General features: G+C 62.4%; 23 protein-coding genes and 1 tRNA gene. 13 read left to right on the top strand and 11 right to left on the bottom strand.

Annotated features, from left to right (window positions below; all coding sequences use genetic code 11):
- Positions 1-10 precede the first annotated feature (10 nt).
- The 5 genes from LZ519_RS11635 to LZ519_RS02205 all read left to right on the top strand — a co-directional run bounded on the left by LZ519_RS11635 (position 11) and on the right by LZ519_RS02205 (position 4601).
- Positions 11-892: a rod shape-determining protein MreC gene (locus LZ519_RS11635; RefSeq protein ID WP_249867109.1), complete on the top strand. Its 882-nt coding sequence runs from the start codon at positions 11-13 to the stop codon at positions 890-892.
- Complete coding sequence (gene mreD, locus LZ519_RS02220; RefSeq protein WP_249867108.1) at positions 892-1416, top strand: rod shape-determining protein MreD; 525 nt, start codon at positions 892-894, stop codon at positions 1414-1416. Before LZ519_RS11635 ends, mreD begins: the two co-directional genes overlap by 1 nt.
- Entirely contained in the window at positions 1413-3299 is a 1887-nt protein-coding gene (mrdA, locus tag LZ519_RS02215) for a penicillin-binding protein 2 (protein ID WP_249867107.1), read from the top strand. Before mreD ends, mrdA begins: the two co-directional genes overlap by 4 nt.
- Positions 3296-4426, top strand: a complete 1131-nt coding sequence (gene rodA, locus LZ519_RS02210) for a rod shape-determining protein RodA (RefSeq protein WP_249867106.1) — start codon at positions 3296-3298, stop codon at positions 4424-4426. The genes mrdA and rodA overlap by 4 nt, the downstream gene beginning before the upstream one ends.
- 99 nt (positions 4427-4525) lie before the next feature.
- Positions 4526-4601 (top strand) — tRNA-Lys (locus LZ519_RS02205).
- Between the two features lie 299 nt (positions 4602-4900).
- Here LZ519_RS02205 and LZ519_RS02200 read toward each other — a convergent pair.
- A complete protein-coding gene (locus LZ519_RS02200) occupies positions 4901-6868 on the bottom strand; it encodes a copper amine oxidase (protein WP_249867105.1) in 1968 nt (655 codons plus the stop codon).
- Positions 6869-6961: 93 nt separating this feature from the next.
- Between LZ519_RS02200 and LZ519_RS02195 the strand changes: the two genes are divergently transcribed.
- Positions 6962-7282 carry an aromatic ring-opening dioxygenase subunit LigA gene (locus LZ519_RS02195; protein WP_249867104.1) on the top strand — a complete coding sequence of 107 codons (321 nt, stop codon included), beginning with the start codon at positions 6962-6964 and terminating at the stop codon, positions 7280-7282.
- A complete protein-coding gene (locus LZ519_RS02190) occupies positions 7279-8124 on the top strand; it encodes a DODA-type extradiol aromatic ring-opening family dioxygenase (protein WP_249867103.1) in 846 nt (281 codons plus the stop codon). The genes LZ519_RS02195 and LZ519_RS02190 overlap by 4 nt, the downstream gene beginning before the upstream one ends.
- Positions 8125-8134: 10 nt before the next feature.
- On the opposite strand, the gene hpaE is transcribed toward LZ519_RS02190, so the two are convergent.
- Together hpaE and LZ519_RS02180 are read right to left on the bottom strand one after the other, a co-directional pair.
- Positions 8135-9679, bottom strand: coding sequence for a 5-carboxymethyl-2-hydroxymuconate semialdehyde dehydrogenase (hpaE, locus tag LZ519_RS02185; protein ID WP_249867102.1), 1545 nt, complete (start codon positions 9677-9679; stop codon positions 8135-8137).
- On the bottom strand, positions 9676-10071 hold the full coding sequence (locus LZ519_RS02180) for a 5-carboxymethyl-2-hydroxymuconate Delta-isomerase (RefSeq protein WP_249867101.1): 396 nt from the start codon (positions 10069-10071) through the stop codon (positions 9676-9678). Before LZ519_RS02180 ends, hpaE begins: the two co-directional genes overlap by 4 nt.
- Before the next feature lie 72 nt (positions 10072-10143).
- On the opposite strand from LZ519_RS02180, the gene dapA reads away from it, so the two are divergent.
- Genes dapA through hpaR form a run of 3 tightly spaced genes read left to right on the top strand, consistent with a single transcriptional unit; the run spans position 10144 to position 12378 of the window.
- Positions 10144-11049, top strand: a complete 906-nt coding sequence (gene dapA, locus LZ519_RS02175; protein WP_249867100.1) for a 4-hydroxy-tetrahydrodipicolinate synthase — start codon at positions 10144-10146, stop codon at positions 11047-11049.
- Positions 11046-11900 carry a fumarylacetoacetate hydrolase family protein gene (locus LZ519_RS02170; RefSeq protein ID WP_249867099.1) on the top strand — a complete coding sequence of 285 codons (855 nt, stop codon included), beginning with the start codon at positions 11046-11048 and terminating at the stop codon, positions 11898-11900. The genes dapA and LZ519_RS02170 overlap by 4 nt, the downstream gene beginning before the upstream one ends.
- The gene (hpaR, locus tag LZ519_RS02165; RefSeq protein WP_249867098.1) at positions 11893-12378 is read left to right on the top strand and encodes a homoprotocatechuate degradation operon regulator HpaR; all 486 of its coding nucleotides are present in this window, start codon (positions 11893-11895) and stop codon (positions 12376-12378) included. The genes LZ519_RS02170 and hpaR overlap by 8 nt, the downstream gene beginning before the upstream one ends.
- A 12-nt stretch (positions 12379-12390) precedes the next feature.
- Here the strand turns inward: hpaR and LZ519_RS02160 are convergent, their stop codons facing one another.
- The 3 genes from LZ519_RS02160 to LZ519_RS02150 all read right to left on the bottom strand — a co-directional run bounded on the left by LZ519_RS02160 (position 12391) and on the right by LZ519_RS02150 (position 16920).
- Positions 12391-14718 (bottom strand): TonB-dependent receptor, encoded by a 2328-nt coding sequence (locus tag LZ519_RS02160; RefSeq protein WP_249867097.1) that lies wholly within the window; start codon positions 14716-14718, stop codon positions 12391-12393.
- A 114-nt stretch (positions 14719-14832) separates the two neighbouring features.
- On the bottom strand, positions 14833-15822 hold the full coding sequence (locus LZ519_RS02155) for a PDR/VanB family oxidoreductase (protein WP_249867096.1): 990 nt from the start codon (positions 15820-15822) through the stop codon (positions 14833-14835).
- Between the two features lie 12 nt (positions 15823-15834).
- On the bottom strand, positions 15835-16920 hold the full coding sequence (locus LZ519_RS02150; protein ID WP_249867095.1) for an aromatic ring-hydroxylating dioxygenase subunit alpha: 1086 nt from the start codon (positions 16918-16920) through the stop codon (positions 15835-15837).
- Positions 16921-17049: 129 nt separating this feature from the next.
- Here LZ519_RS02150 and LZ519_RS02145 point away from each other — a divergent pair, with 129 nt between their 5' ends.
- Positions 17050-17949 carry a LysR family transcriptional regulator gene (locus LZ519_RS02145; RefSeq protein ID WP_249867094.1) on the top strand — a complete coding sequence of 300 codons (900 nt, stop codon included), beginning with the start codon at positions 17050-17052 and terminating at the stop codon, positions 17947-17949.
- Here the strand turns inward: LZ519_RS02145 and LZ519_RS02140 are convergent.
- Entirely contained in the window at positions 17943-19361 is a 1419-nt protein-coding gene (locus tag LZ519_RS02140; protein ID WP_249867093.1) for an aldehyde dehydrogenase family protein, read from the bottom strand. The two genes, LZ519_RS02145 and LZ519_RS02140, sit on opposite strands and share 7 nt — an antisense overlap.
- Positions 19362-19494: 133 nt before the next feature.
- On the opposite strand from LZ519_RS02140, the gene paaK reads away from it, so the two are divergent.
- Positions 19495-20787 (top strand): phenylacetate--CoA ligase PaaK, encoded by a 1293-nt coding sequence (paaK, locus tag LZ519_RS02135; protein ID WP_249867092.1) that lies wholly within the window; start codon positions 19495-19497, stop codon positions 20785-20787.
- A 129-nt stretch (positions 20788-20916) separates the two neighbouring features.
- Here paaK and mobA read toward each other — a convergent pair whose 3' ends face one another.
- From mobA to LZ519_RS02120, 3 genes are all read right to left on the bottom strand, one after another.
- A complete protein-coding gene (gene mobA / locus LZ519_RS02130) occupies positions 20917-21534 on the bottom strand; it encodes a molybdenum cofactor guanylyltransferase (protein ID WP_249867091.1) in 618 nt (205 codons plus the stop codon).
- Positions 21531-22271 carry a sulfite exporter TauE/SafE family protein gene (locus LZ519_RS02125; protein WP_249867090.1) on the bottom strand — a complete coding sequence of 247 codons (741 nt, stop codon included), beginning with the start codon at positions 22269-22271 and terminating at the stop codon, positions 21531-21533. Before LZ519_RS02125 ends, mobA begins: the two co-directional genes overlap by 4 nt.
- 111 nt (positions 22272-22382) lie before the next feature.
- Positions 22383-22997 (bottom strand): Crp/Fnr family transcriptional regulator, encoded by a 615-nt coding sequence (locus LZ519_RS02120; RefSeq protein ID WP_249867089.1) that lies wholly within the window; start codon positions 22995-22997, stop codon positions 22383-22385.
- Between the two features lie 227 nt (positions 22998-23224).
- Between LZ519_RS02120 and LZ519_RS02115 the strand changes: the two genes are divergently transcribed.
- The gene (locus LZ519_RS02115; protein ID WP_249867088.1) at positions 23225-23605 is read left to right on the top strand and encodes a GNAT family N-acetyltransferase; all 381 of its coding nucleotides are present in this window, start codon (positions 23225-23227) and stop codon (positions 23603-23605) included.
- Here LZ519_RS02115 and LZ519_RS02110 read toward each other — a convergent pair.
- Positions 23590-23799, bottom strand: coding sequence for a hypothetical protein (locus LZ519_RS02110; protein WP_249867087.1), 210 nt, complete (start codon positions 23797-23799; stop codon positions 23590-23592). The two genes, LZ519_RS02115 and LZ519_RS02110, sit on opposite strands and share 16 nt — an antisense overlap.
- Positions 23800-24005: the final 206 nt, after the last annotated feature.

Here is a 24005-nt window from a genome sequence, read left to right as displayed (position 1 = left end):
CCCCTGAGCGGTGGCGGCGTCGCGCCCCGGCTGGTCCAGACGCGCGCAATACGGGCTGTTCTTCAGCTTCATTGCCGCCATTGTCGCGGTCGCCATCGGGCTGATCCTGCTCGCCATCTCCATCGCGGCTCCGCAGCGGTTCAATAATCTTCGAGGCCTGGCCCTCGACGCGACGGCGCCAATCACCAACTCGCTTCACGCGGTGAGTGCCACCGTCGGCGGCCTCGCCTCCGGTGCCGGCGACTATTGGGATGCCGCTCACCAGAACGACCAGCTGAAGCGCGAAAACGCCGCGCTTCGGCAGCAGATTACCGAAGCCCGGGCGATCCTGCTCGACAATCGCGAGCTTCGCGCAACTCTCCGCCTCCGGGAGGAGACGCCGCACACGATCGCAATCGGGCGGATCGTAAGCTCATCGTTCGAAAGCCCGCGCAGGTTCGCAATCCTTGCCGCGGGCAAGCGCGACGGCATTGACGAAGGCATGCCGGTCCGGTCGGCCAAGGGGCTGATCGGCCGAGTGCTTCAGGCCGGCACCCTCAACTCAAGGGTGCTGCTGGTGTCGGACAGGGCGAGCACTGTCCCTGCCCGCCTCCTGACCAGCGGCCAGGCTGTACTGTGCCAGGGTCGCGGCGACGGCACCCTGGAAATCAAGCCACTCGAGGTGGGTCGTAACCCGTTCAAGCCTGGCGACGTGGTGGTCACGTCGGGAGTCGGCGGTCTTTATCCGCCGCTGATCCCGCTGGCGCGGGTCGTACGCCTACTCGGCGATGGCGCGATCGCGGTCCCGCTTGCCGACATCGGTTCGACCACCGTGGCCATGGTGGAGCAGCCTTATGAGGTGGAAGCTTCCGCAGCCGCGCCGGTGGTTGCCGACCAGGGACCGATCCCCTGATGGTCCGCTCCGCGCTGACTCCAAACAAGCGGATCGGCGAGGGGCCGGTTCCGGCCGCGCACCTGGTCCCCGCGGCTTCGGTCGTCGTCGCGATACTTCTCACCGCGCTTCCTATCGTCGTTCAGAGCGGCTGGTTTCCGAACTTCGGGTTCATGGTGCTGATCGCCTGGCGCCTTCGCCGGCCGGACGTCTGGCCAGCCTGGTGGGCAGCCCCGCTCGGGCTTCTCAACGATTTTCTCACAGGTGCGCCGATCGGGCTTTCGGTGACCGTCTGGACGGTGGCGATGCTCGCGGCCGACTTCGCTGACCGCCGCATCATGTGGCGCGATTATTGGATCGAATGGACGCTAGGGGCGCTGTTGATCGTCATGGACCAGCTCGCCCAATGGCAGGTCGCGGCATGGATGGGTGCAAGGCTGCCCTTCGCTTCGGTCATTCCCCCGATGTTAATCTCCATCGCGGCATTTCCGCTTTTCGCCTGGGCAGTCGCGTCGATCGACCGCTGGAGGCTTCGGAGAAAATGAAGCACCAGCCGATCACTCCAGTCCATCAGTCGCTGACCTTTTCACGGCGGATGATGGTGTTTGGCGGCGCTCAGGCCGCCATTGGAGCGCTCCTCGTCGGCCGGCTCGGCTGGCTGTCGATCGCGGAGAACGAGCATTACTCGCTGCTGTCGGAGAGCAACCGGGTCCAGCTGATCGTCGTGCCTCCACGGCGCGGATGGCTTGTTGATCGCAACGGCGTCCCGATCGCGATCAACCGCAGCGACTTTCGCGTCGACCTCGTCCCGCAGCAGCTCGAGCAGCCCGAGCAGACGCTGAAGAGCCTCGCCAAGATCCTCGACCTCGACACCGACGCGATGGACAGGATCCTTCGCGACCTCAAGCAGAGCCGCGGGTTCCAGCCGGTGCAGGTCGCGGAGAACGTGCCGTACGAACAATATGCAGCGCTGATGGTGCGCTTGCCGGAGCTGCCGGGGGTCCGCCCGATGCGCGGTTTTTCGCGCTACTACCCGCACGGTCCGGCGGTCGCGCATCTGGTGGGCTACGTCGGCACCCCGTCCGCGGAAGAATATGAAAAGACGAAGAACCCGCTGTTCCTCACCCCGGGGTTCAAGATCGGAAAGCAGGGCCTGGAGAAGACCCTCGAGCCGTACGTCCGCGGCACACCCGGCGGCCAGAGGATCGAGGTCACGGCCCGAGGCAAGCTGGTAAAGGAGCTCGACCCGCAGCCGGATCGGTCCGGGCAGACGGTCAAGCTGACGATCGACGCCGGGCTTCAGGAATTCGCCGCCAGGCGAATGGGCGACAATTCAGGCGCCCTTGTCGCCATGGACGTCGCATCAGGCGACCTGCTCGCCTACGTCTCGATGCCCGCCTTCGACCCGAACAGCTTCAGCCAGGGCATCGGCCGTACCGAGTGGAAGATGCTGTCGGAGAACGACCACATCCCGCTGCTCAACAAGGTCGCCCAGGGTCTCTACCCGTCCGGATCGACGATCAAGCCGGCAATGGCGCTCGCCTTTCTGAAGCAGGGGATCGATCCGAACCGGAAGTTCCACTGCTCGGGCGGGGTTCAGATCGGAAATCGCTACTTCCGCGATGATGCGGCGCATGGGACCGTCGACATGCACTCGGCGATCGAGCACAGCTGCAACGCCTATTTCTGGGCAATGGGACTGAAGACGGACCCGCAGCTGACGACGGAGATGGTCAATTACCTCGGCTACGGCCAGGAGTTCGACCTGCCGATCCCGTCGCAGCGCTTCGGCACCATGCCGAGCCCCAGTTGGCTCGAGGAGAAGTACCACCGCCAGTGGCAGGGCTACGACACCGCGAATACCTCGATCGGACAGGGCTATGTGCTCGTGAATCCGATCCAACTGGCGGTGATGCCGGCGAGGATCGCCTCCGGCACGCTCGTGCAGCCCCGGTTGCTGATGGGAACTCCGCGCAAGCCGATACCGCCGCTGGCCGTCGACCCCGAGCATCTGGACTATGTGCGCAAGGCTATGGCCGCCGTCGTAAACGAACACGGCACGGCAGTGGCTTCGAAGCTTCCGCTGGACGGAGTGCTGATGGCCGGAAAGACCGGCACGGCGCAGGTTTTCAAGCTGGGTGCCCGCGGACACCAAAGCAATTGGGCGCTCCGCGATCACGCGCTCTTCATCGGCTTCGCGCCGGCGGACAAGCCGCGCTACGCGATCGGTTGCATCATCGAGCATGGCGGCTTCGGAGCGTCCGCGGCAGCGCCGATCGTCAAGGACACGATGACCTATCTGTTCGACAAGCAGAAGGCCTACGCAGCGCTTGCTCCGCTCGAAGAGCAATGGGGCGGCACCCTCGCCGAGCGAAATGCCCGCGAGCTGAATCGCATCAAGGCCGTGGCGAGAGCGAACAGCGCGTGATTTCCTCGGCCATTATCCCGCAGCCGCTCGCCAAGCTTCCGTGGCGGCTGATCTTCCTCATCGTCATCCTTGCGTGCGTCGGACTCCTGACGCTTTATTCAGCCGCGGGAGGCTCGCTTCGCCCGTGGGCATTGAAGCAGGGGCTGACGTTCCTCTTCTTCTTCGCCGTCGCCATCTCCATGTCCTGGCTTCGGGAATCGACTTTAAAGAGCGTCGCCTTCCCGATCTACATTGTCGTCTTCGTCCTTCTCGTCGGCGTCGAACTCCTTGGCTTCGTGGGCAAGGGCGCGCAGCGATGGCTTGAGATCGGGCCGGTGAAACTCCAGCCCAGTGAGTTCATGAAGCCTGTCATCGTGCTGGTCCTCGCCCGATTCTACGACCTTCTCCCACCCAGTGCGATCAAGAGCTGGCGCGCGATTTGGCCGGCCGCTCTCATGCTCTTCATCCCTGCCGCCCTGATCCTCGTCCAGCCGGACATGGGGACGGCGCTAATGGTGATCCTGATCGGTGCCAGCGTGATGTTCATCGCCGGCATCCCGTGGTGGATCTTTGCCGGAGCTGCCGGAGCGCTTGCGGCGGCGGCTCCGCTCGCCTTCGCGTTGATGCACGATTACCAGCGCAAGCGGGTTCTGATCTTCCTCAATCCTGAAGCGGACCCGCTCGGCGCCGGCTATCACGTCACTCAATCGAAGATCGCGATCGGCTCGGGCGGCATCTTCGGCAAGGGCTACCTCCAGGGGAGCCAAAGCCACCTCGATTATCTGCCGGAAGGACATACCGACTTCGTCTTCGCGACAATGGTCGAGGAATGGGGGCTGATCGGCGGCCTGATCCTCATCATGGCTTTCTACCTCGTCGTCCGCTGGGGCATGCGCGTCAGCATGAATGCGCGGACCCGCTTTTCGCAACTGACCGCCGCGGGACTGACCGCCACCATCTTCTTCTACGTTTCCATCAACCTGATGATGGTGATGGGCCTTGCTCCCGTTGTTGGCGTCCCGCTTCCCCTGGTCAGCTATGGCGGGTCGGCCGTGATGACGATCATGCTCAGCCTTGGGATGCTGATGGCGCTCGAGCGGCAACAGCGCACCGGCTCGGGAATTTCCAGCCTTCGAATCCCCGCTTGAACGGACCGCGGTTGCGCCCCATCTGAGCCCGTGCTACCGGCGCGCCGCCCCTTGCGGAAGGCCGACCGAAGCGCCTTTCGCCTCACAGGCAAATCGTGTGGACGCATAGCTCAGTTGGTAGAGCAGCTGACTCTTAATCAGCGGGTCCTAGGTTCGAGCCCTAGTGCGTCCACCATTTTTTCATCAACACCAACCGGTTATGTAACCAAACGACGCCTGCCGACCACAGGTAACAGATCAGGCATCAACGAAGTTGGCGAAGCACTCACCTGTGCGTCCGATTCGGGATCAGGTCAGGCGTCCCACCGTAGATCCGCATCTTGGCGTTAAGGCGGCCGCCCGTGTCGAGGGCCTGAAGATATTAAGCTGGATAAAGCAAATCTGATTGCCGGTAATTAGGCGCATGCTGCATGTTGCTGGCGGCTTGTTCGCATGGTCGCAGACTTGAGCCTGATTTCGGCGGAGACAGGCTGATCAGTGTGAGAGTTGCTCGGCTGGGGGCGTATCCATCGCCGGATTCCGGTCGAAATAGTTGAATGGCCGCAGCTTGAACGAATGCCAGAGCCCCGGCATCACCGGCCAGTCCTCCGCGCGGGTCTGATGTCGGAAGCCGATCGTGTACCACAGGACCAAGTCCTGGTCGGCAATCGATTCGTGATTCTCGATGAAGGCCGGAAGCCCTTCGACATTGCGGTTCTGGTTTGGATAGGCACCCGCCGCGTACAATTCGTCAGAATGATAGCGGGTCACCCAAAATGACGCGCCCGAGAAGGCCGCCCTCTGCTGCTGCGGCTCGTCATCGGCGAGGATCGAGATATCCGAATGGCCGGGCGCCAGCTGGAAGCTGGTCGGATTGCCAAGGGCGTTCTTCCTGTCGCCGCTTTCAAATCGGAACCAGGCGGATTCGTGCATGGGCTCGAAGGCCTGCTCGGAATCGACTGTCGAGCGCTCCACCTGCCAGATGCTTCGCCGAAGCGGGTTGTTCGTCAAAGCCTTCGGAACGAACTTGTCGACCACCATCCGGTTCTTCTGCCCGTCTACGTCGAGATCGATGCGGAAACTCATGAAATGATCGTGGTTCACGCCGACGAGGTTTGGAGCGATCAGGGTTCCGTAGGCAGTGTCTTCCTTGGCGGTCGCATCCTGCATCGTCTTGGCGGCAACGGCTTTGGTTGCATCGATCCCGTAAGCGCCCACGCGAACTTCGATTTCGCCGCGGCGGTTGAAGGCATAGTCAAGCAAATAGTCGTAATTGCCGACCTCCGGCGCCATCCGCACCACGAGCTCAACGTTGGGGCGGCTCTCGTGCGACTCCGTGAATACCTCGTAGTGGCGCCACAGCGGCTCGCCCGTGTCGCGCTCGAACACGCAAACGACGTTCTTCAGCGCCAACGGCTTGCCGTGATCGTCCGAGATGATCGCATCGAGGAATTTCGCGTTCACTGGGCAGTCGGAGCCAGGCTTCAGCGGAGACGACAAGGCGCCGAAACCGTATTCGCCGATGTCCATGTAGGCGCGGTAGGCCCAGGTCTTGCTCGGTTCCATGTAGGGAACGAACATTTCCGACGTGCTGATCTCATAGGCGATCTGGCGTGCCTGATTGCCGTCGCGGTACCTCACCTGCGAGATCACCGGTCCGACGCGCTTGTCGACGCGCAGGTGGAAGCTCCACTTGTCCCACTCGATGGTCGAACCGTTGATCGTGAAATTGTCGCCGGCCGGCGAGACGATCTGCACCGGCTTCAAGCCGTTCCGAGTGCTCGTCGCAGGATCGTAGGCGCTGGAAGGCACTTCCGCAGGAACGGGCACAACGCCCAAATCGATCACATCGAGAACCTTGCGGGCGCGCACGTCGACCACTGCGAGGACGTTCTCGATTGGGCGTCCGTAGATGTGATTCACTGCGCCGGCGGTGTCGAAGCAGGGGACGTTAAGGAGCCTCAGGCCGCGATACCGCTCGTCAACGACGGGGCCGACGGTCAGCGGAGCGCAGATGATCTTGTCGTAACTCGTATAGCCGCGCTTGCGCATCGCCGCCTGCCAGCGCGGGTCCGACTTGGCGATCTCGCTCGCGCCGAGGAATTCCTCGAACAGGATGAGCGACTGGCGGTCCTTCACCTCCTGGTCGGAAACCACGGAACCTCGGGTCAGGTCGACCACGGCTTCGTGGATAGCCGGACCGCGGAGGTAAGAGGCGCGGGCGAGCCTCGCGAACGGCTTCCCCGGACTCCAGGCGAGCACAGACTCCTTCGAGTTCTCCTGAAGGGTGATGGTCGGATAGCGGGTGTTCGAATCCACCTTCCCGGCGGCGGTGAGAACCTGGACGGCTCGGTTGATTTCGTCCGCTGTCAGTGCGTCCATCGGGTTCGTGGGCGCCTGTTGCGCAACGGCGGGTCCCGCCGCGACGACCGCCAGCGCAACCGCTCGAGGCATCCATCGCATTTGCAAACCCTCCCGCTCGTTTCAGGTCATCGCTGGAAAATACTTAACAGGTTAACTTGATGCCGGGCAACCCGCGTCGTAGAATTGCCCAGGATGAGCCTCTACGCCCTGCAGAAGCTGCTCTACGAGCTTAATCGCGACCCCGCCGTGCAGCACGCTTTTACATCAGATCGCGAGGATGTGCTCGGCCGCTATCGGCTGACCGAGGAGGAAGCGGAGGCGATACGTCGCGACGATATCGGCAAGCTCTACATCCTTGGAGTGAACGGGCAGATCCTCATGCACTTTGCCGCCTGGCGGGGGCTCAGCTGGGACGAATATATCGCCGCGATGAAGGATGCGCTTGCCGAGCATGGACAGGTGCGCGGCGGAATCTACGCCGCGGTCGATGGCGGAGCGGGAGGCGCGCTGTGAGCCTGGTTTTCGCCGGAATCATGAGCCACGGACCGGGAATGAGGGCTCGCGCCGACCGAGCGGACCCCGCCGTGCGCGATCCCTTCTTCGCCACCCTCGATCGCCTTCGGGCCACGCTCGAGGAGAGCCGCCCCGACGCGATCATCGTCATCGCCGCCGAGCATTTCGCCAATTTCTTCATGAACAACATGCCAGCCTACGGAATCGGCATGGCCGAAGACTATGAAGGGCCGATCGAGGACCCGGAGTGGCTCAAGATCGAGCGGCGCAGGATTCCCGGCAATCCAGACCTGTCGCGGCGTATCATTGCCAAGGTGATGGAGCGCGTGGACGTAGCTTATGCCGAGGAATGGAAGTTCGACCATGGCATCATGGTCCCGTTGAGCTTCCTCACGCCGCGCTTCGACCTCCCGGTGATCCCGGCCAACATCAACTGCCAGGGGCCGCCGCTGACTCCGCTTTTGCGAGCCTATGAGTTCGGGCGGGCCATCCGGGCCGCGTGCGATGCAGTCCCCGAGCGGATCGCGCTGATCGGGACCGGCGGGATCTCGCATTGGCCTGCGACTCCCAACTCCGGGAAGATCAACGAGGAGTGGGACCGCGAATTCCTAAGCCGATGGACTCGGAACGACCGTGACGCTCTCACCGCATATACCGACGAGGAAACGCTTCGCGATGCTGGGCAAGGCGGGTTTGAGATCCGGACTCTAATCGCCGTCGCCGGCGCATGCGAGGGACGCTCCGGCGAAATCTGGTTCTGCGAGCCCATCCCCATCTTCGCTACCAGTGGCTTTGCAGGCGTAATGGACGTCGGTCAGGCGGCAGCCGCGAAGGCGGCCTGAATCGCGCCGACTACGCGCCCAGCTTCGGGATCTTGTGTTGCCCCAGGCCGATCGCGATGTTCTTCGTCTCCATGTAGAAGTCGAAACTGTAATCGCCGCCATCGCGCCCGATCCCACTCGATTTCATTCCGCCGAACGGCGTGGGTAAGTGCCGCACGTTCTCTGAATTGACCCAGACCATGCCGGCCTCGATTGCCTGCGCAACACGATGCGCGCGCCCGGCGTCGCCGGTCCAGACATAGCCGGCCAGGCCGTACTCCACGTCGTTGGCCTTGGCGATCGCGTCCTCCTCGGTGGCGAACGGAATCACCGTAAGGACCGGGCCGAAGATTTCTTCCCGCGCAATCCGCATTTGCGCGTGGGCACCGGTGAAGAGAGTCGGCTGCACGAAATAGCCTTTGGGGCTGCAATCGTGCCGGGCACCGCCGCTGCGGATCCGGGCCCCCTCGCCGCGCGCCACCTGCATATAGCCCATGACCTTGTCGAGATGGCGCGGGTGAATGAGCGGGCCGACCTCGGTCTGGGGATCGAGCGGGTCGCCGACGCGCAGGCGCTCCACCCGCTCGGCTACCCGGTCGACGAATTCATCGTGGATCGAATCCTGGACGAGCAGCCGGCTCGACGATGTGCAGCGCTGCCCGTTGAGGCTGTAAATCATGAAGACCACCGCATCGAGCGCGCGATCGAGATCGGCATCGTCGAACACCACGACCGGATTCTTGCCGCCGAGCTCGAAGTGGACTCGCTTCAGGGTTGCCGCGCCCTGGCTCATGATCGCGCTTCCCGTGCTCGATTCACCGACGAAGCCGATCGCCTTGATGTCCGGATGCTCCGTAAGCGCGCGCCCTGCCCCTTCGCCTAATCCATTGACACTGTTGAAAACTCCCGCCGGTAATCCCGCTCGGTGCGCAATCTCGACCAACAGCCTCGCACTATACGGGCTCCACTCAGCGGGCTTGTGAACGACGGTGCAGCCGGCCGCGAGCGCTGGCGCGATCTTCCACGTCGACAGCATGAACGGCGTGTTCCACGGCGTGATCACGCCCACAGGACCGATCGGCTGGCGCATTGTGTAATTGAGGTGGTCGCTCGTCGGCAAAGCGAGCCCGTCCTGCGCATCGGGGGCGCGGTCGGCAAAGAAGCGGAAATTTTCCGCGCCGCGGAGCGCAGCCTTGCTCATGAAGCGAAGCGGCTGACCGGTGTCGAGCGATTCCACGACCGCAATCTCGTCCGCTCGCTGTTCAATTGCGTCGGCAATCGAATGCAGGATCTTCCGACGCTTTTCGCCGCTCGTGCGTGACCATTCCGGGAATGCGCGCTTCGCTGCGGCCGCCGCAGCATCCACGTCCTGCGCCATGCCCCCAAGGACCTGGCCAAGCGTCTCGCCCGTCGATGGATCGAGCACGTCGAACGGCTCACCGCCCGCGCCAGACGTCGGCTGGCCTTCGATGAAATGGCCCAGTGGCTCGGAAACGTACGGCGCAAGATGGCCGAGGGCGCGCTGTCGGTTCGCGCTTGCGACCGAGTCCGTCAGTACCGGCGCTGATTCACTCATTCGCCGGCTTCCTTCTTCAGCAGCTCGTGCAGATTGTTTTTCCTCCACGCCATGTCGGGCGGGATTTCATGCAGCTCGAACGAGAGCGCGAGCGGGCGCGACCGATACAGCTCGTCGGTGAAATCGCACAGCGCATTGAAAATCTTTTCTCCCGCCGCACGACGAGTCTCCGCCTCGCGCCCGGATCCGATACGAACCATCATGTGGATGTATCCTGCGTTGGGATTGCCGTTCGCGATCCGATAGTGCGCTCGCGGCTCCGCGCGGGTGCGAACGCCGCCGAGCGGGAATATCCCGGTCTCGAGCGCCGCTTCGTGGATTCGGTCGACCAACGCCTGTATGTCCAGCGCGTCAGCCAGGTTCGCGGAATATTCGATGTTCAGGTGCGGCATTGACCTCTCACAGCTCGGCTGATTAACATGTTAAATATCAACCGGGGCATGGGCGCGCAAGGAAACCTTTGAATGGACATAAGCAGGTTGAGGGGGTCCGTCCCGCCGCTCATCACTCCGTTCACCGACGGAGCGGTCGACTATGACGCTTATGCGGCGATGGTTGAGTTCCAGGTCCGCGAAGGCTCGCACGGGATACTCGCCAATGGCACCACGTCCGAACCGGCATCGCTGACGATCGAAGAGCGCAACCGCATCGTCGATGTCGCTGTCGAGGCTGCGGGCGGACGGGTACCAGTGGTTGCCGCCACGGGTTCGCAGTCGTTGGCGGAAACCGAGGCCCTGACGGATCACGCAGTGCGCGCGGGCGCGGACGCCTTCCTGATCGTCACGCCTTATTATTCCAAGCCGCCGCAGCGCGGCCTGATCGATTATTATCTCAGTCTCGCTGAGCGACACGACCGTCCGTGGATGGTCTATCACATCCCCGGCCGGACGGCGGTCTCGGTAACGCTCGACACGTTTAAGGAGCTGAAGGACCGCTCGCCCACCTTCGTCGGTATGAAGCATGCCGCAAACGATCTTGGCTTCGTCACCGAGTGCCTTTGCGAGTTCGGAGACGAATTCCGGATCTTCGTTGGCCTTGAAGAGCTCTCCTTCCCGATGATGGCGATCGGGGCATGCGGGCTGATGAATGCCGTCGGCAATCTTCGTCCCAAGGTGCTTTCGCAGCTTTGCGAAGCCGTGTGGAACAGCGATATTCCGGCAGCGCGCGCGCTTCATGACCGCCTTCTTGAGCTCAACCAGGCCGTCTTCTTCGACACCAACCCGATCCCCATCAAATATATGATGAAGCGCCTCGGCTTTATTCCCGAGAACGAGCATCGCCTGCCAATGGCACCCGCAACACCCGAGCTCGAACGGCGGCTCGACGCCGTGCTGGAACGCGCCGGACTACTGACGGCCGCCGCGGCGTGAAGATCGCAAAGGTCGAATTTCAGGGCACGGCACGCTGGGCCGCGATCACCGATGCCGGCGCGATCGATCTTACGCCGCTGCTGGAGGCACCCGAGGGAGCGCATCCGCTCTTGAGCGAGGCAGGCGTCCAGCGTGCGAACAACTATGTCGCCGGATGTTCGCCGGACTCGGCGCTGGAGGACTTCAGTTTCGAGCCTTTCTTGCCAGCGCCAGAAAAGATCATATGCGTCGGCGTCAATTACGCCAATCGCAACGAGGAATATCGCGACGGCTCCAATCTTCCGAAATTCCCGAGTCTGTTCATGCGCGCGCCGACGTCGTTCACCGCGCACGATCGCCCGCTGGTCCGACCGCGCGAGAGCGAGCAGCTCGATTATGAAGGTGAGATCGCAATCGTGATCGGGCGCGGCGGCCGCCGGATCGCGCGCGAACAAGCGACTGCGCATATAGCCGGCCTGACGCTCATGAACGAAGGAACGATCCGCGACTGGGTTCGCCACGCGAAGTTCAACGTCACGCAGGGCAAGAACTTCGACTTCAGCGGTTCGATCGGTCCGTGGATGGTCACCGCCGACGAGTTCGACGGATTCGACTCGCTCGCGCTCCAGACACGAGTCAACGGCGAGCTTCGCCAGGACGACAGCACGGCGAACCTCATCTTCAGCTTCGCCGATTTGATCGCCTACATTTCGACGTTCACGACTCTGAAGACGGGTGACATCATTTCAACTGGAACTCCGCCCGGCGCGGGGGCTAGGTTCGATCCGCCGGTTTACCTCAAGCCCGGAGACGTGGTCGAAGTCTCGGCGCCTGGTATCGGGATGTTGCGGAACGGAGTGACGGATGGCTGACGAAGGCTCGAGACGGCGCAGCGCAGCAGCACCCACGATGCGACCGTTCGAGCAATCGCTTCCGATGGCGCTGCTCAGAGCCCGCGAAGCCGTCATGCGAGGCTTTCGCCGAGTGCTTCGGGAACACGGACTCAACGAACAGGAATGGCGCATCATCCGGGCGCTTAGGGAAGTTGACCAGATCGACATCGGCGAGCTCGCCGAGCGCGTCTTCATACTTAAGCCAAGCGCCACGCGAACCGTGAAGAATCTCCAGCGGCGCAACCTGGTCAACCGCTTCAAGTCCGACCGCGATCAGCGGCGCGCCTACATCTCGTTGACGCCCCAGGCGCGCGAGCTCTTCGATCGGCTCGCACCGAAAAACGAAGCAGAATATTCGCGCATCACCGGAGTCATCGGCGAGGGCGACATGCAGGAGCTTTACGAACTCCTGCGTCGCGTGACGGACCGTCTGAACGGAAGGAGCCGCGGCGAATAGCCGCGGCCGAACCTATCCCTTGAAGCCGAAACGAAGGGTCGCGCCGATCTGCCGCGGCGGGGCGTACATCTGCTCGACGAAGCCGGCGAGACCGAGATCGAGGTTGTAGACCTTGTACTTGGTGTTGGTGAAATTCTTCACCCACAAAATGCCCTGCCAGCGCTCATCGTTCGACGTCAGCGAGATGGACGCATTGCCGACGGCATAGCCCTTTTGGAACGAGACTTCGGAGTTGGTCCCTTCGAGGAAATGCTTGCTCGCGTACCGGCCATCCACCTGGAAGGCGAGGTTCGCAAATCCGACCGGTACGGTGTAGCGCGCCAGGGCGTTCAGGCTGAAGTGCGGCGCCTGAGGCAAGTCCGCATCGGTCGTTCCGGTGCCGGGGAAGACCGCCGGAACGAAGTCGACGTTCGAATCCAGCAAGGCTGCGCCGAGCGCGACGTCGAGATTTTTGACCGGCCGCGAGAAGAGCTCGATTTCCGCGCCCTTCACCGTCGCGTCCGAATTTGCGACCTGCGGCTGAAGGTTGGTCAGCGAAAAAGCCTGATAGTCGTGATAATCGTAATAAAAGATCGCAGCATTGAGGCGCGTCCCCGGTGCGATCGTCGACTTCACGCCGAGCTCATACGAGTCGAGCACCTCGTTCTTGTGCTTGAAATCGGCAAGGACGACGCTCGGCGAGGGCGACCAGTTTCCGCCCTTGATGCCGCGGTTGTACGACGCATAGAAAAGCAGGTCCCGGCTCGGCTTGTAGTTTAGCTGGGCGCGTGCGGCGATGTCGCCATAATCGATGTGGTCGTCACCCGCGAACTGCGGGTTCGCGGCGATCTCACTCGCGTAGTCGAAAAAGACGAAGCCGTCCGGCAGGCCAAGGGCCCCGTTAAACGCCGTCGAGCGGAATTTGATCTTCTTGTTGTCCTGCGACCAGCGCAGGCCGACGATGCCCGTCAGCTCCGGAGTAAAATCATATTCGCCCTGGCCGAAGATCGACCAGTTCTTCGACTTGAGGTCTGTGAGGCCCTGGATGCGGCCGTCCGGATCCCCGGTGATGGCCTCGCCTGATGCGTCGAATTCGCCGTTGAAATCCATGTTCAGGAAATAGACGCCTGCCTGCCAACGAATTCGGGGCGCGTGTCCCGAAAGACGAGCTTCATTCGACCATTGCTTGTGATGAGCGATCGTCTGAAAGGGGAAGAAGGTCAGGCCGCCGCCTGCGTCTTCGATGTAGTTCTTGTCGAGCTTGCTGTAGTTTCCGATGTAGGTGAAATCGACGTTGTCGGTGATCCGGTGCGTCAGCTTCGCCGTGAGCGAGACAACCTTGCGGTCAAAGCCGGTATCCTCGTCAGATGCGTGCCGGAAAACGCTGCCCGTGATCGGCGGTCCTGCGTCAACTCCGAGACCCGTATTTGGATCAAATCCGGCGAAGCGGACGATATACTGACCAGTCGGGACGTCATTGTCCTTGGAGTAGAAGCCGGTGAGGCTCAGCAACGTGTCGGGCGTCAGGTCTGCTTGAACGTTTGCACGAAGCGCCCAGCCGTCGGTGCCCTGGCTCGTCCGACCGAGCGCCTTTCTTCCAAGGATCGGATTGAAACCCGGCTTCATCCAGCCGTCCGACTTCGTCCAGAATCCGGCAATGCGCGCCCGAATGCCCGGTGTGATGCCGCCGCCGATGGCGCCCTCCAGGCGGCGCGTATCGAACTCCGCAACCTCGCCCTCAACATAGCCGTTGAGACGAGTCTCGTCGGCGGCGTTGCTCACGAACTGGATGAGGCCGCCGGTCGCGTTCCGTCCGAAAAGCGTGCCCTGCGGCCCGCGAAGCACCTCCACTCGCTCTACGTCGAACATCGGCAGGCCAAGCGCATTCATGCTGCCGACGTAGACCTCGTCCATGTAGACGGCGACGGGCGCTTCGAGATTGTCCTGGAAGTTGTTCTGCGAGATTCCACGAAGGTTGAAGGTCGTGAAAGCCGGCGTCCAAGTTGACACCTGCAGGTTGGGAACCTGCTGGCTGATCTGCTGCATGTTCGAGAGGTTGAGGGTCTTGATCGTTTCGCCTGAGAGGGCGGTAATCGAAATGCCTACATCCTGGATGCGTTCGCGGCGCTTTTGCGCCGTGACGACGATGTCTTGCGAAAAGACGCCCTGGTCCTGCGGTGCCTGTGCGACGCCCTCGCTGACCTTGTCGCTCTCGACCGTGGTCTCGTTCGGCGCTGCATTGTTCGGCTGAACGGCCGGAGTTGTCCCTGTCGGGTCCGTCTGCGCGAATGCTGGCGAAGCCAGCGCAATGCAGCTCAGAGACGTGGTGGCAAACAGGACAGCAAGCCGAGCATGTGACATTTGTGAACCCCCTCCGCTGCCACCTGAAGTCCGGCGGCAATGCCATGTGCTTAACATGTTAAATTGTGGGGGGGAAGCCGGTTTCAGCGCTGCCGTTTCGACGCTCGATCCAACCTAGAGATCGAGGGTAAGGCTTGCAGACTTCGCACGCGAGCAGCAGATCGTCATCAGCTTACCCGACGCGCGTTCCTCGTCGCTGAGAACATAGTCGCGATGGTCTGGCTCCCCCGCTAGCACGTTGGTCAGGCAGGTGCCGCAGAGCCCCTCGCGGCACGAGAAGGGTACCTCGAATCCGTTTTCCTCGAGCACTTCCAGAATCGACCTGTCGGCCGGCACCTGGAACTCCTTGCCGCTACGCTCAAGCCGCACCGAGAAGCTGTCGGACTCCTCCGGCTCATCGCTCTCCGGAACCGTGAACCATTCGAACCGCACCGTGTCCGCAGGCAATTTCGCGGTGAGCGATTTGACCGCCTCCATCAGCGGCGTCGGGCCACAGCAATAGATGCGCTCGCCCGGCGACCAGCTCGACACCGCCTGCGCGACATCGAGTACTTGTCCCGCTTCATCGTCGAAGTGGAACTGCGCGCAGGACTCAGCGAGACCGCAAATCTCTTCGTAGAAGGCCGCGCGCTGACGACTCCGCGACGCGTAGATGATCCGCCAAGGCCTCGAGTGCGCGACGCACCAGCGGATCATTGCCATGATCGGAGTGACGCCGATCCCGCCCGCTATGAAAAGGAAGCGCTCGGCGTCCGGATCGAGCGGGAAGTTGTTCCGTGGTGGGCTGATCTTGAGCTGCATGCCCGCGCGGAGGTGCGAATGAACATAAACGGATCCGCCGCGGCTGCTTTCCGCTCGGCCGACTCCGATCACGTAGCGGTCCCGCTCTCGCCAGTCATTGGTCAGCGAATATTGGCGAAGCAGGCCGTTAGGGAGATGGAGGTCGAGATGCGATCCGGGCTCGAACGGCGGAAGCTCTCCGCCGCCCGGCGCGCGAAGCTCGAAAGTCATCACGTCGCGCGCTTCAGCGCGGGCGTCGGCGACCTGCACAGTCAGCAGTTGCGCGCTCGTCACGCCCGCGTCCGCAGCAATCGTTCCGTGCATTTCAAGCGACGGTCATTCCGCGGCGATCGCCGGCGAAAGCTGCTGCGCAAACTTCGGCGGCGCCTCTCCGGCCTGCTCCGCCTGGATCAGCTTGTCCATGATGTAGCGGAAATGCGAGAGAGCCACGTCTGAAGCGACCGCCACAAGCTTGAAGCTGGGGTCGGCATCCAGCATTTTCTGCTGCTCCTCAATGATCTCCTTGTCCTCCATGAACCCCTCGATCAGACTGTCGAGGAGTGACATTGAGATGGTGTAGTCCGCGCCTTCGAAGTCGTTGAGATAGTTCCAGAAGAAGTGCGTGGTGCGTTCAGTCTCGGGAGTCATGAACTGGCAGTTGCGGAATTCGAGCGTGCCAGGCTTCCCCTCCCCTTCGGCGCCCATGCCTGCCGGAGCGAACATCGTGTCCATCAGGAAGATCCCGGGAATCAACATGCGCGCGATGTTGCGCCGGTCCACCTTGTCGTTTTTGTTCTCGATAACCTTGCGCAGATAAGGCGGCGGATCGCTGTTCTTGTGCCAACGCTCGACATGGAAGCCATTTGGCAAGCGGTCGATCGACACCGGCTTGGTTACGTAGGCATATTCTTCCGACCCGCCGAGCGTGTTCGTGTGGACAAAGGCGAGGTGGTTGAAGTCGCTGAGGTTGTCGACGATCAGCAGATAGTTGGCATCATAGTGGAGGTATGCCGGAATGCCCTTCCACTCAGGATCGTCAAGGTAAGGGATGTCGAGAATCTCGTCCGGGTCGGCGAGCGCCGGGTCCCCCATCCAGATCCACATGCAGTGCTGCTTCTCGACGAGCGGATAGCTTTTGACCCCCAGCTGAGGGGGAATTCGCTCCTGGCCGGGGATCTGCACGCACTTGCCGGACGGATCGAACTTCAGGCCGTGGTACATGCAGCGAACGCAATCGCCCTCGATCCGGCCCTGCGAAAGCTTCGCTCCGCGATGGCAGCAGCGATTGTCGAGGGCGACGATCTGACCGCTTTCGCCTCGATAAAAAACGACCGGCTGATCCAGGATTCGCCGTTCGAGCAGCTTGCCGTCCATGACCTCATGATCCCAGCCGCCCATGTACCAGCAGTTCTTCAGGAACATCGATCGTCTCCCGTCCCGTCCGGCGCAGCCGGAGCGCCGGTGCGAAGTCCGGCCATGGATAGCTTCTAGTCCATAAGATCACACAAATTTAGCTGGCTTTTCTGGAAAGATTGTCCACTGATCTGGACAATGAACTGGGAAGATCTGGATATCTTCTGCCATGTGATCGACCACGGCAGCTTCAGCGGAGCGGCTCGAGTGCTGCGGCGACCAAAGTCGAGTGTCAGCGCCTCGGTTGCGCGGCTGGAGGCACGGCTCGGCACGCGCCTGATCGAGCGCACGACGCGCCGACTTCGATTAACGGAGCCAGGCGAGTCGCTCTATCGCGAGATGTCCCCATTGTTCGGCCATTTGCGGGAAGCGCTAGGCAATGCGGCCGCCATGGGCGAGACCGTCAGCGGCCGCCTGCGCATCGCCGCGCCCTACGAATTTGGCGCTCATCACCTGGGCGCTGTGGCCTGTTCGATGCTCACCGACCATCCGGAGCTGGAGGTCGACATAGACGTCGAGCATCAGCCGGTGAACCTGTTCGACCAGCAATATGACATCGTCTTTACGATGGTTGATCGCGAGCTACCGTCCACGAGCGGGGCAGTTCGGCGGGTCTTTTCGCTGGAGCGCGGACTGTTCTGCTCGCCGCCCTTTTTCGAGGCGGTCGAGCGGCCGCAGAGTCCATACGACCTAAAGTCATTGCCCTTACTCGCAGCGGCATCGGACACCGTATGGGACTTCACGGATTTGGCCGGCGGCCACCTCTCGGTCCCTGTCGTGGCCCCGCGGCTCCGCAGCTCGAACGCAGGCATCCGCTTGCAGGCGGCGATAGAGGGGCTCGGGGTTGCGCGGATCACCTCGACCTTTTGCGAGCCCGCGGTCGCCGAAGGCAGGCTCGTCAGGCTCCTCGAAGATTTCGAATGCGCGCCGCTCCGGGTCTACGCGCTCCTGCCCGCGAGACGGCTAATGCCAGTTAAGGTCCGCATTTTCCTCGACACGCTGGAGATGATGTCGAGGTCAGCCGCGGCCGCTCACTGATGGACGACCTGGACCGAGGTATATTCCTTAAGGCCCAGCTCCCCGAACTCGACCCCAAGGCCTGATCCCTTCACCCCGCCGAACGGGGCGAAAGGCTTGATCGCCCCGTGGTTGTTGACCCAGGCTGTCCCGCATTCCAGCCGCGCGGCGACAGCCTTCGCCTTTTCGGGGTCCGACGACCAGGCTGATCCGCCCAAGCCGACGTCGAGGCTATTCGCGCGCTCGATCGCTTCTTCGAGGTCGGTGTAGCGGATGACTGGAAGCACGGGCCCGAACTGCTCCTCGTCGACGATCCTCATGCCGTCCTTTGCATCGGCGACGATCGTAACAGGATAGAAGAAGCCGGGGCCGGACGGCGGCTCGCCGCCGCACAGGACGCGCGCGCCGTTGCGCTTCGCGTCTTCGACGAGGTCGACGACCTTCTCATACTGCATCTTGTTCTGGATCGGCCCGAGAACGCTGTCTTCAGCCAGCCCGTGACCGACCTGGACGTTCTTCGCATAGTCGACGAGCGCTTCGCACACCTCGTCGTAGATATTGTCGGGTACGTAGAGCCGCTTCAATGCGGCGCACGTCTGGCCGTTGTTGATGAATGCGCCCCAGAAGAGCCGTTCGGCGATCTCCTTTGGGTTTGCATCAGGAAGAACGATCCCGGCGTCGTTGCCCCCAAGCTCGAGCGTGACCCGCTTGAGGTTGCTCGACGCGGCCTGCATCACTTTCTTGCCGGTGGCGCAGGACCCGGTGAAGACGATCTTCTGGATATCCGGATGCTCGGTCATCATCTGGCCCAGGTCGTCGCGGCCTGCGACCACGTTCAGAACGCCTTTCGGAAGCACCTCGTTGAGCATTTGGACAAGGCGGATAGTACTGAGCGGCGTGTACGGCGACGGCTTGATAACGACCGTGTTGCCGGCGCGGATCGCCGGAACGATGTGCCAGATCGCGATGAGAATCGGGAAATTCCACGGAGTGATCGAACCGACGACTCCGAGGGGCTTGCGGTGGAGCTCGACACGGCCCGTCTCGTCGTCTTGGAGCACTTCGACCGGAAGCTCCAGCGTCCCGGTGTGCCGAGCCCAGGCTTCGGCGCCATGGAGTTCGAATCGTGATCCCAGGCCGTTGAGCGGCTTCCCCTGCTCGCGCGTCAGAAGCTCGGCGAGCTCTTCCATATTTGCGTGAATGGTGTCCGCGATGCGATTGACCGCGTCCTTCCTCTCCTGATCGGTCGACTTACTCCAGCTCTTGAACGCGTCACGCGCCGAAGCGACAGCGCGATCAAGGTCCTGCTTCGTTGCAACCGGGCATTCGCCGACGAGCTCGCCGGTTCCGGGATCGCGAATTTCGAAATAATCGGATGTCGGGACCTTCTCGCCCGAGATGATGAGACCATAGCGTTCCATCACGTCTTGCATGTCGGCGATCCTCTTTGAGCGAATGGACAGTCTGGAACCGAAGCCGCGAACGAGTCCAGTGGTTATTTAACATGTTCACTTTTTCTGCTTGACGCGCCAAGGGCCACGACGGCCCAATACGGCCAGAGGATTTATGGGAACCGGCGACTTCGATATCGACGCCAATGACCGGCTCAGCCAGGGCGAGCTTCGCGCTCTGCAACTCGAGCGCCTGCGGGCCACGCTTGCGCACGCTTATGCGAACAATCCAGCCTATTCCCGCAAGTTCGACGAAGCAGGGGTGAAGCCCGAGGACTTGCGGTCGCTCTCCGACCTTGCGCGGTTTCCATTTACGACGAAGGCTGACCTTCGAGACAACTATCCCTTCGGCTTCTTTGCGGTGCCGATGGACCGTGTCGCGCGGATCCATGCGTCATCGGGAACGACTGGCAAGCCGACGGTCGTCGGCTACACAAAGAATGACATCGCAAGATGGTCGGCACTTGTCGCGCGATCGATCAAGGCGGCTGGCGGGCGCGCAGGCATGAAGGTCCACATCGCCTATGGCTATGGCCTATTTACCGGGGGTCTCGGTGCGCATTACGGGGCAGAGCTTCTCGGTTGCACGGTAATCCCGGTCTCGGGCGGCCAGACCGAGCGCCAGATCGACCTGATCCTGGATTTCGAGCCGGACATCATCATGGTGACCCCCAGCTACATGCTTAGCCTCGTCGACGAATTCCGCCGCCGCGGAATCGATCCCAGAAGCACGAGCCTCAAGACCGGCATTTTCGGAGCAGAGCCGTGGACCGAGGCGATGCGGGGGGAGATCGAGGGTGCAACGGGGATCGACGCCGTCGACATTTACGGCCTGTCCGAGGTCATGGGCCCGGGAGTCGCGCAGGAGTATGTGGCGACGAAAGACGGTCCGACGATCTGGGAGGACCATTTCTATCCGGAGATCATCGACCCAGAGAGCGGCGAAGTCCTGCCGGACGGCGAAGAAGGCGAGCTCGTCTTCACCTCGCTGACCAAGGAGGCGATGCCAGTGGTCCGCTACCGGACTCGCGATCTCACGCGGCTGCTGCCTGGCAGCAACGGTCCGATGCGGAGAATCGCGAAGATCGTGGGCCGTTCGGACGACATGTTCATCATTCGCGGGGTCAACGTCTTCCCGACCCAGATCGAGGAGCAGATCCTGCGCTGTCCCGGCCTTGCGCCGCATTACCGGATCGAGGTCGCTCGTCCCCATCGACTGGACGAGGTCAGCGTCCACGTCGAGACCAAGCCAGGCCTGTCGCCGGACAATGCCCGCGAGGCCGCCGACGAGCTTCGTCACCACATCAAAAACGTGATCGGAATTTCCGTATCGGTACTTCTGTGCGAACCGCTGGGCATCGAGCGCTCGGCGGGAAAGGCGTCCAGAATCCGCGACCTGCGGGGGTGACAATTTCCAATTTGCCGGTGCCGCGCAGCTCCCGCGCCGCGATTTCCGGGAGCCACAGATGGGAAATTAGCGGGTCGCAGGTTCGAGCCCTGGTGCGTCCACCATTTTTCCACCGCATCGAAGCTCCGCTCACGGTCGTTCCGTCGACTTCGGTTCGCTGGACCTCCAGCGCGCGACCAGCCGCTCGGCCTCTTCCAGGTCAGCCGCGGAATTGATGTTGAAGAATGGGTCCGGCGCGTCGTCCCAGTCGACCCTAGTTTTCCCGACCAGGTCGGCCAGACCCTTGAGCGACCGGCGGCCGGTCGCGACATACTCAGGCACACGCTCAACGGCCTCTGCACGCCAAAGGCTGCAAACCGGATGCTCGCTTCCGCCGCTGGCGGCAATCGCACATTGATCGGGGCCGATCGCGCCCAAAAGCCGGTCGAGCAGGTCGTTCGGGAGGAATGGCATGTCCGCGGGGATGACGAGGAGCAGGCCCCGCCCCTCCCTCCTGGCGAATTCCAGCCCTGCGAGGAGTCCGCCGAGGGGGCCTTCGACGGAATTGTCAGGGATCAGCTGGGCCTCGACCGACCCCACCTGGCGAGCGTCCCGAACGGCCACGGCGACGCAGTCTGAAAAACGACGCGCGAAACGCAAAGCTCGGACGATCAGCCGTTCTCCGGCGAGCTCGATCAGTGGCTTGCCTCCGCCGATCCGGCTGCCCTCTCCGCCGGCGAGGATGACGATCGCGACGTCCGTGCTCATGTGAACAGGAGCTTCGCGCCCGCGACCAGAAGCACCGCCCCCAGGAACCGAAGCAGCCAGGGACGCGGCAACCGGCTAACTCCCAGCCAGGTACCAAGGCCTGCCCCGATGGCTACAGCTGTTATGAAGATCGGGAGCTCGCTCGGAAGGCGACCGATCGACGCCACGTTGCCTGCGAGCCCAGCGACGGAATTGGCGAAGATGAAGGCCGAAACCACCCCAGACGTACGGCGGGGCTCTTCCCATCCGAATAAAATGATCAGCGGACTGAGGAAAATGCCTCCGCCGGTGCCGGTCAGGCCCGCGAGCACACCGAGCACCGCTCCGGTAGGCAGGGTGACGGCGAGCGACGGCGCGTGCGGCTCGCGCTCGGCAAGCTGCCTCGGCTGCCACAGCAGCCGCGCCGCGGCGAGCCAGAGAAGGATTCCGACTAGCGGCTTGTAATAAATCGCGGGCAGGTGAATTCCGCCACCGATGAACGCCGCGGGAGTCGCAGTAAGTGCGAAAGCGAGCACGAGCTTCCAGTTGCACAAGCCCTTGCTCGAGTAGCGCCAGGCACCGAACCCAGCCACGAGCAGGTTAAGCGCAAGAGCAGTGGGCTTCATTGTCTCGGGAGCGACCGAGAACAACGCCATTGTCGCGAGATAGGCCGAAGCGCCTCCGTGACCGACGCTGGAATAGAGAGCCGCGCCCAATGCCATCAGCACGGCGATCCATACGATCGCAGTCGAATCCATCCGGCCTCCCACTGTCCGCGGCTGGAACCTCGCCGGGATCGCGGGTTGGCGCTAACGCAGATGCTTCAAAAGGCAAACCTGACGGTCATCAGTCAAGAGCGTCCGGAAGGATCAGAATTCCAACCCGCCGTCCGCCACATCCTTGAGGCCTTCCGCGTCGAGGATTTCAATTCTGTTCAAAGTCTCCAGGCGGATTAGTCGTTGGCTTTTGAACAGGGACAGGGCCCGGCTGACGGTTTCCTTCGTAATTCCGAGGTAATCCGCGATATCCGACCGGCTCATCGGCAAGTCCACGAAGCGACCCGCCCGCTCTGGCGATCGGCTTGCCTTGTCGGCCAGCTCGAGGACGAAGCTCGCCAGTCGCTCGGCCGCCGTTTTGCGGCCGAGCAAAACGAGCTGCTGCTGAGCAGCAGCGAGTTCGTGCGCGGCTGCCCGATACAGCTCTCGCTCCATCGCCGGCTGCGTTTCGACATAACGGTCGAAGCGGCTTCGAGGAAACCAGCACAGCTGGCATTCACCAAGCGCTTCGGCGGTGAACGCATGCTCATCGAACACGCTCACTCCCAGGAAATCCCCGGGAAAGAGGAATCCGGTGACCTGTCGGCGTCCGTCGGGGAGCAGCTTGTAAAGCTTCACGCAGCCATTCGTGAGGGTGAATACGCGATCGGCGCGGTCGCCTTCGTGAAACAGCGCCTGTCCGGGCGTTACGACCAGCGTCCATCCCAATGCCTTGAATTGCGCCAGGTCCGAACATTCAAGTACACCACAGACCGCGCGCGCGCGGACGTCGCAAGCTCCGCATGGGTGACCTGCGGGAAGAGTGTCCAGATGGCGCTGTGCGGGTGCAAGCATGGCCAGGTCCTGTCCATCGAACTGATCTGGATCATCGGATAAGTCGAACGGCGCGCTAACCCCATACGGATATTCACGTAACCAGCTGGGGCGGAGGCGGAGTGAACTATTTCCGCATCGAGAACCTGGACCAGGACGAGGTTGTCCTTGCCTGGCCGCTGGTTCGCTCCTTGGAACCGGCGCTCGAACTCCATGCTTGGCGGGCACGTGTCGAAGTCGTGATCGATGGCGGCGGCGGCATAATCGCCGCACAATCAGCGGATGGAATCATCCACGGCCTGGCGACGTATGAGGTGGTCGAGAGGCCGGCATTCGGTTCGGTGCTGGATGTTGCCACGTTCGTCACGTTCGAGCTGACGCGGCAGGGCTATGCGCGCCGCGCCCTTCTGGATCGCCTCAACCGAATTTGCAGATCACTCGGCTGCGTGGCGACGGTAATCAGCGAGCAGATTAGCAGGCCGATGGTTCAGACAAGAAAGTAGACCGCAAGCGCGACGCACACGACGGTCACGACGAGCCAGACAACCGGCCACCGCTCGCCCTCGCCTTCATTCGCGGATGCCGTGTCGAATGGAGCAGGCGTGACGTTTCGCGTATCGTAGACTGTTTCCGTCCGGCTCTTGAGGGCAGGGTTGAGCGGGCCGTCGGATGGCTTATCGGCTTGAGTGTCGGTCATGGTGAACTCCGGCGGCATGGGTGGCGAAAGAGTGCTCGCCGCAACCCTTCACGGTCAAGCGCCAATTGACCATCGCTCGCATGCACTCGGCCCCCGGGTCGGAGCTGTCGCGGATGGCCGAAACGACCGTCGCCCAATGCTCCTCGCTCGCAAAGCGGGCGAAGTCGGCGATCGCACAACGGACGAAAGCGGCGGGCGACATTCCT

Source organism: Sphingomonas anseongensis (assembly GCF_023516495.1).
In the GTDB taxonomy this organism is placed as follows: Bacteria; Pseudomonadota; Alphaproteobacteria; order Sphingomonadales; family Sphingomonadaceae; genus Sphingomicrobium; species Sphingomicrobium anseongensis.
This window is presented reverse-complemented; position numbering and strand designations above follow the sequence as displayed.

What these genes read in the sequence shown, in the direction of transcription:
- mreD (WP_249867108.1), top strand. Translation starts at nt 892, where the DNA reads ATGGTCCGCTCCGCGCTGACTCCAAACAAGCGGATCGGCGAGGGGCCG.
- mrdA (WP_249867107.1), top strand. Translation starts at nt 1,413, where the DNA reads ATGAAGCACCAGCCGATCACTCCAGTCCATCAGTCGCTGACCTTTTCA.
- LZ519_RS02200 (WP_249867105.1), bottom strand. Translation starts at nt 6,868, where the DNA reads ATGCGATGGATGCCTCGAGCGGTTGCGCTGGCGGTCGTCGCGGCGGGA.
- LZ519_RS02195 (WP_249867104.1), top strand. Translation starts at nt 6,962, where the DNA reads ATGAGCCTCTACGCCCTGCAGAAGCTGCTCTACGAGCTTAATCGCGAC.
- hpaE (WP_249867102.1), bottom strand. Translation starts at nt 9,679, where the DNA reads ATGAGTGAATCAGCGCCGGTACTGACGGACTCGGTCGCAAGCGCGAAC.
- LZ519_RS02180 (WP_249867101.1), bottom strand. Translation starts at nt 10,071, where the DNA reads ATGCCGCACCTGAACATCGAATATTCCGCGAACCTGGCTGACGCGCTG.
- dapA (WP_249867100.1), top strand. Translation starts at nt 10,144, where the DNA reads ATGGACATAAGCAGGTTGAGGGGGTCCGTCCCGCCGCTCATCACTCCG.
- hpaR (WP_249867098.1), top strand. Translation starts at nt 11,893, where the DNA reads ATGGCTGACGAAGGCTCGAGACGGCGCAGCGCAGCAGCACCCACGATG.
- LZ519_RS02160 (WP_249867097.1), bottom strand. Translation starts at nt 14,718, where the DNA reads ATGTCACATGCTCGGCTTGCTGTCCTGTTTGCCACCACGTCTCTGAGC.
- LZ519_RS02155 (WP_249867096.1), bottom strand. Translation starts at nt 15,822, where the DNA reads ATGCACGGAACGATTGCTGCGGACGCGGGCGTGACGAGCGCGCAACTG.
- LZ519_RS02150 (WP_249867095.1), bottom strand. Translation starts at nt 16,920, where the DNA reads ATGTTCCTGAAGAACTGCTGGTACATGGGCGGCTGGGATCATGAGGTC.
- LZ519_RS02145 (WP_249867094.1), top strand. Translation starts at nt 17,050, where the DNA reads ATGAACTGGGAAGATCTGGATATCTTCTGCCATGTGATCGACCACGGC.
- LZ519_RS02140 (WP_249867093.1), bottom strand. Translation starts at nt 19,361, where the DNA reads ATGCAAGACGTGATGGAACGCTATGGTCTCATCATCTCGGGCGAGAAG.
- paaK (WP_249867092.1), top strand. Translation starts at nt 19,495, where the DNA reads ATGGGAACCGGCGACTTCGATATCGACGCCAATGACCGGCTCAGCCAG.
- mobA (WP_249867091.1), bottom strand. Translation starts at nt 21,534, where the DNA reads ATGAGCACGGACGTCGCGATCGTCATCCTCGCCGGCGGAGAGGGCAGC.
- LZ519_RS02125 (WP_249867090.1), bottom strand. Translation starts at nt 22,271, where the DNA reads ATGGATTCGACTGCGATCGTATGGATCGCCGTGCTGATGGCATTGGGC.
- LZ519_RS02110 (WP_249867087.1), bottom strand. Translation starts at nt 23,799, where the DNA reads ATGACCGACACTCAAGCCGATAAGCCATCCGACGGCCCGCTCAACCCT.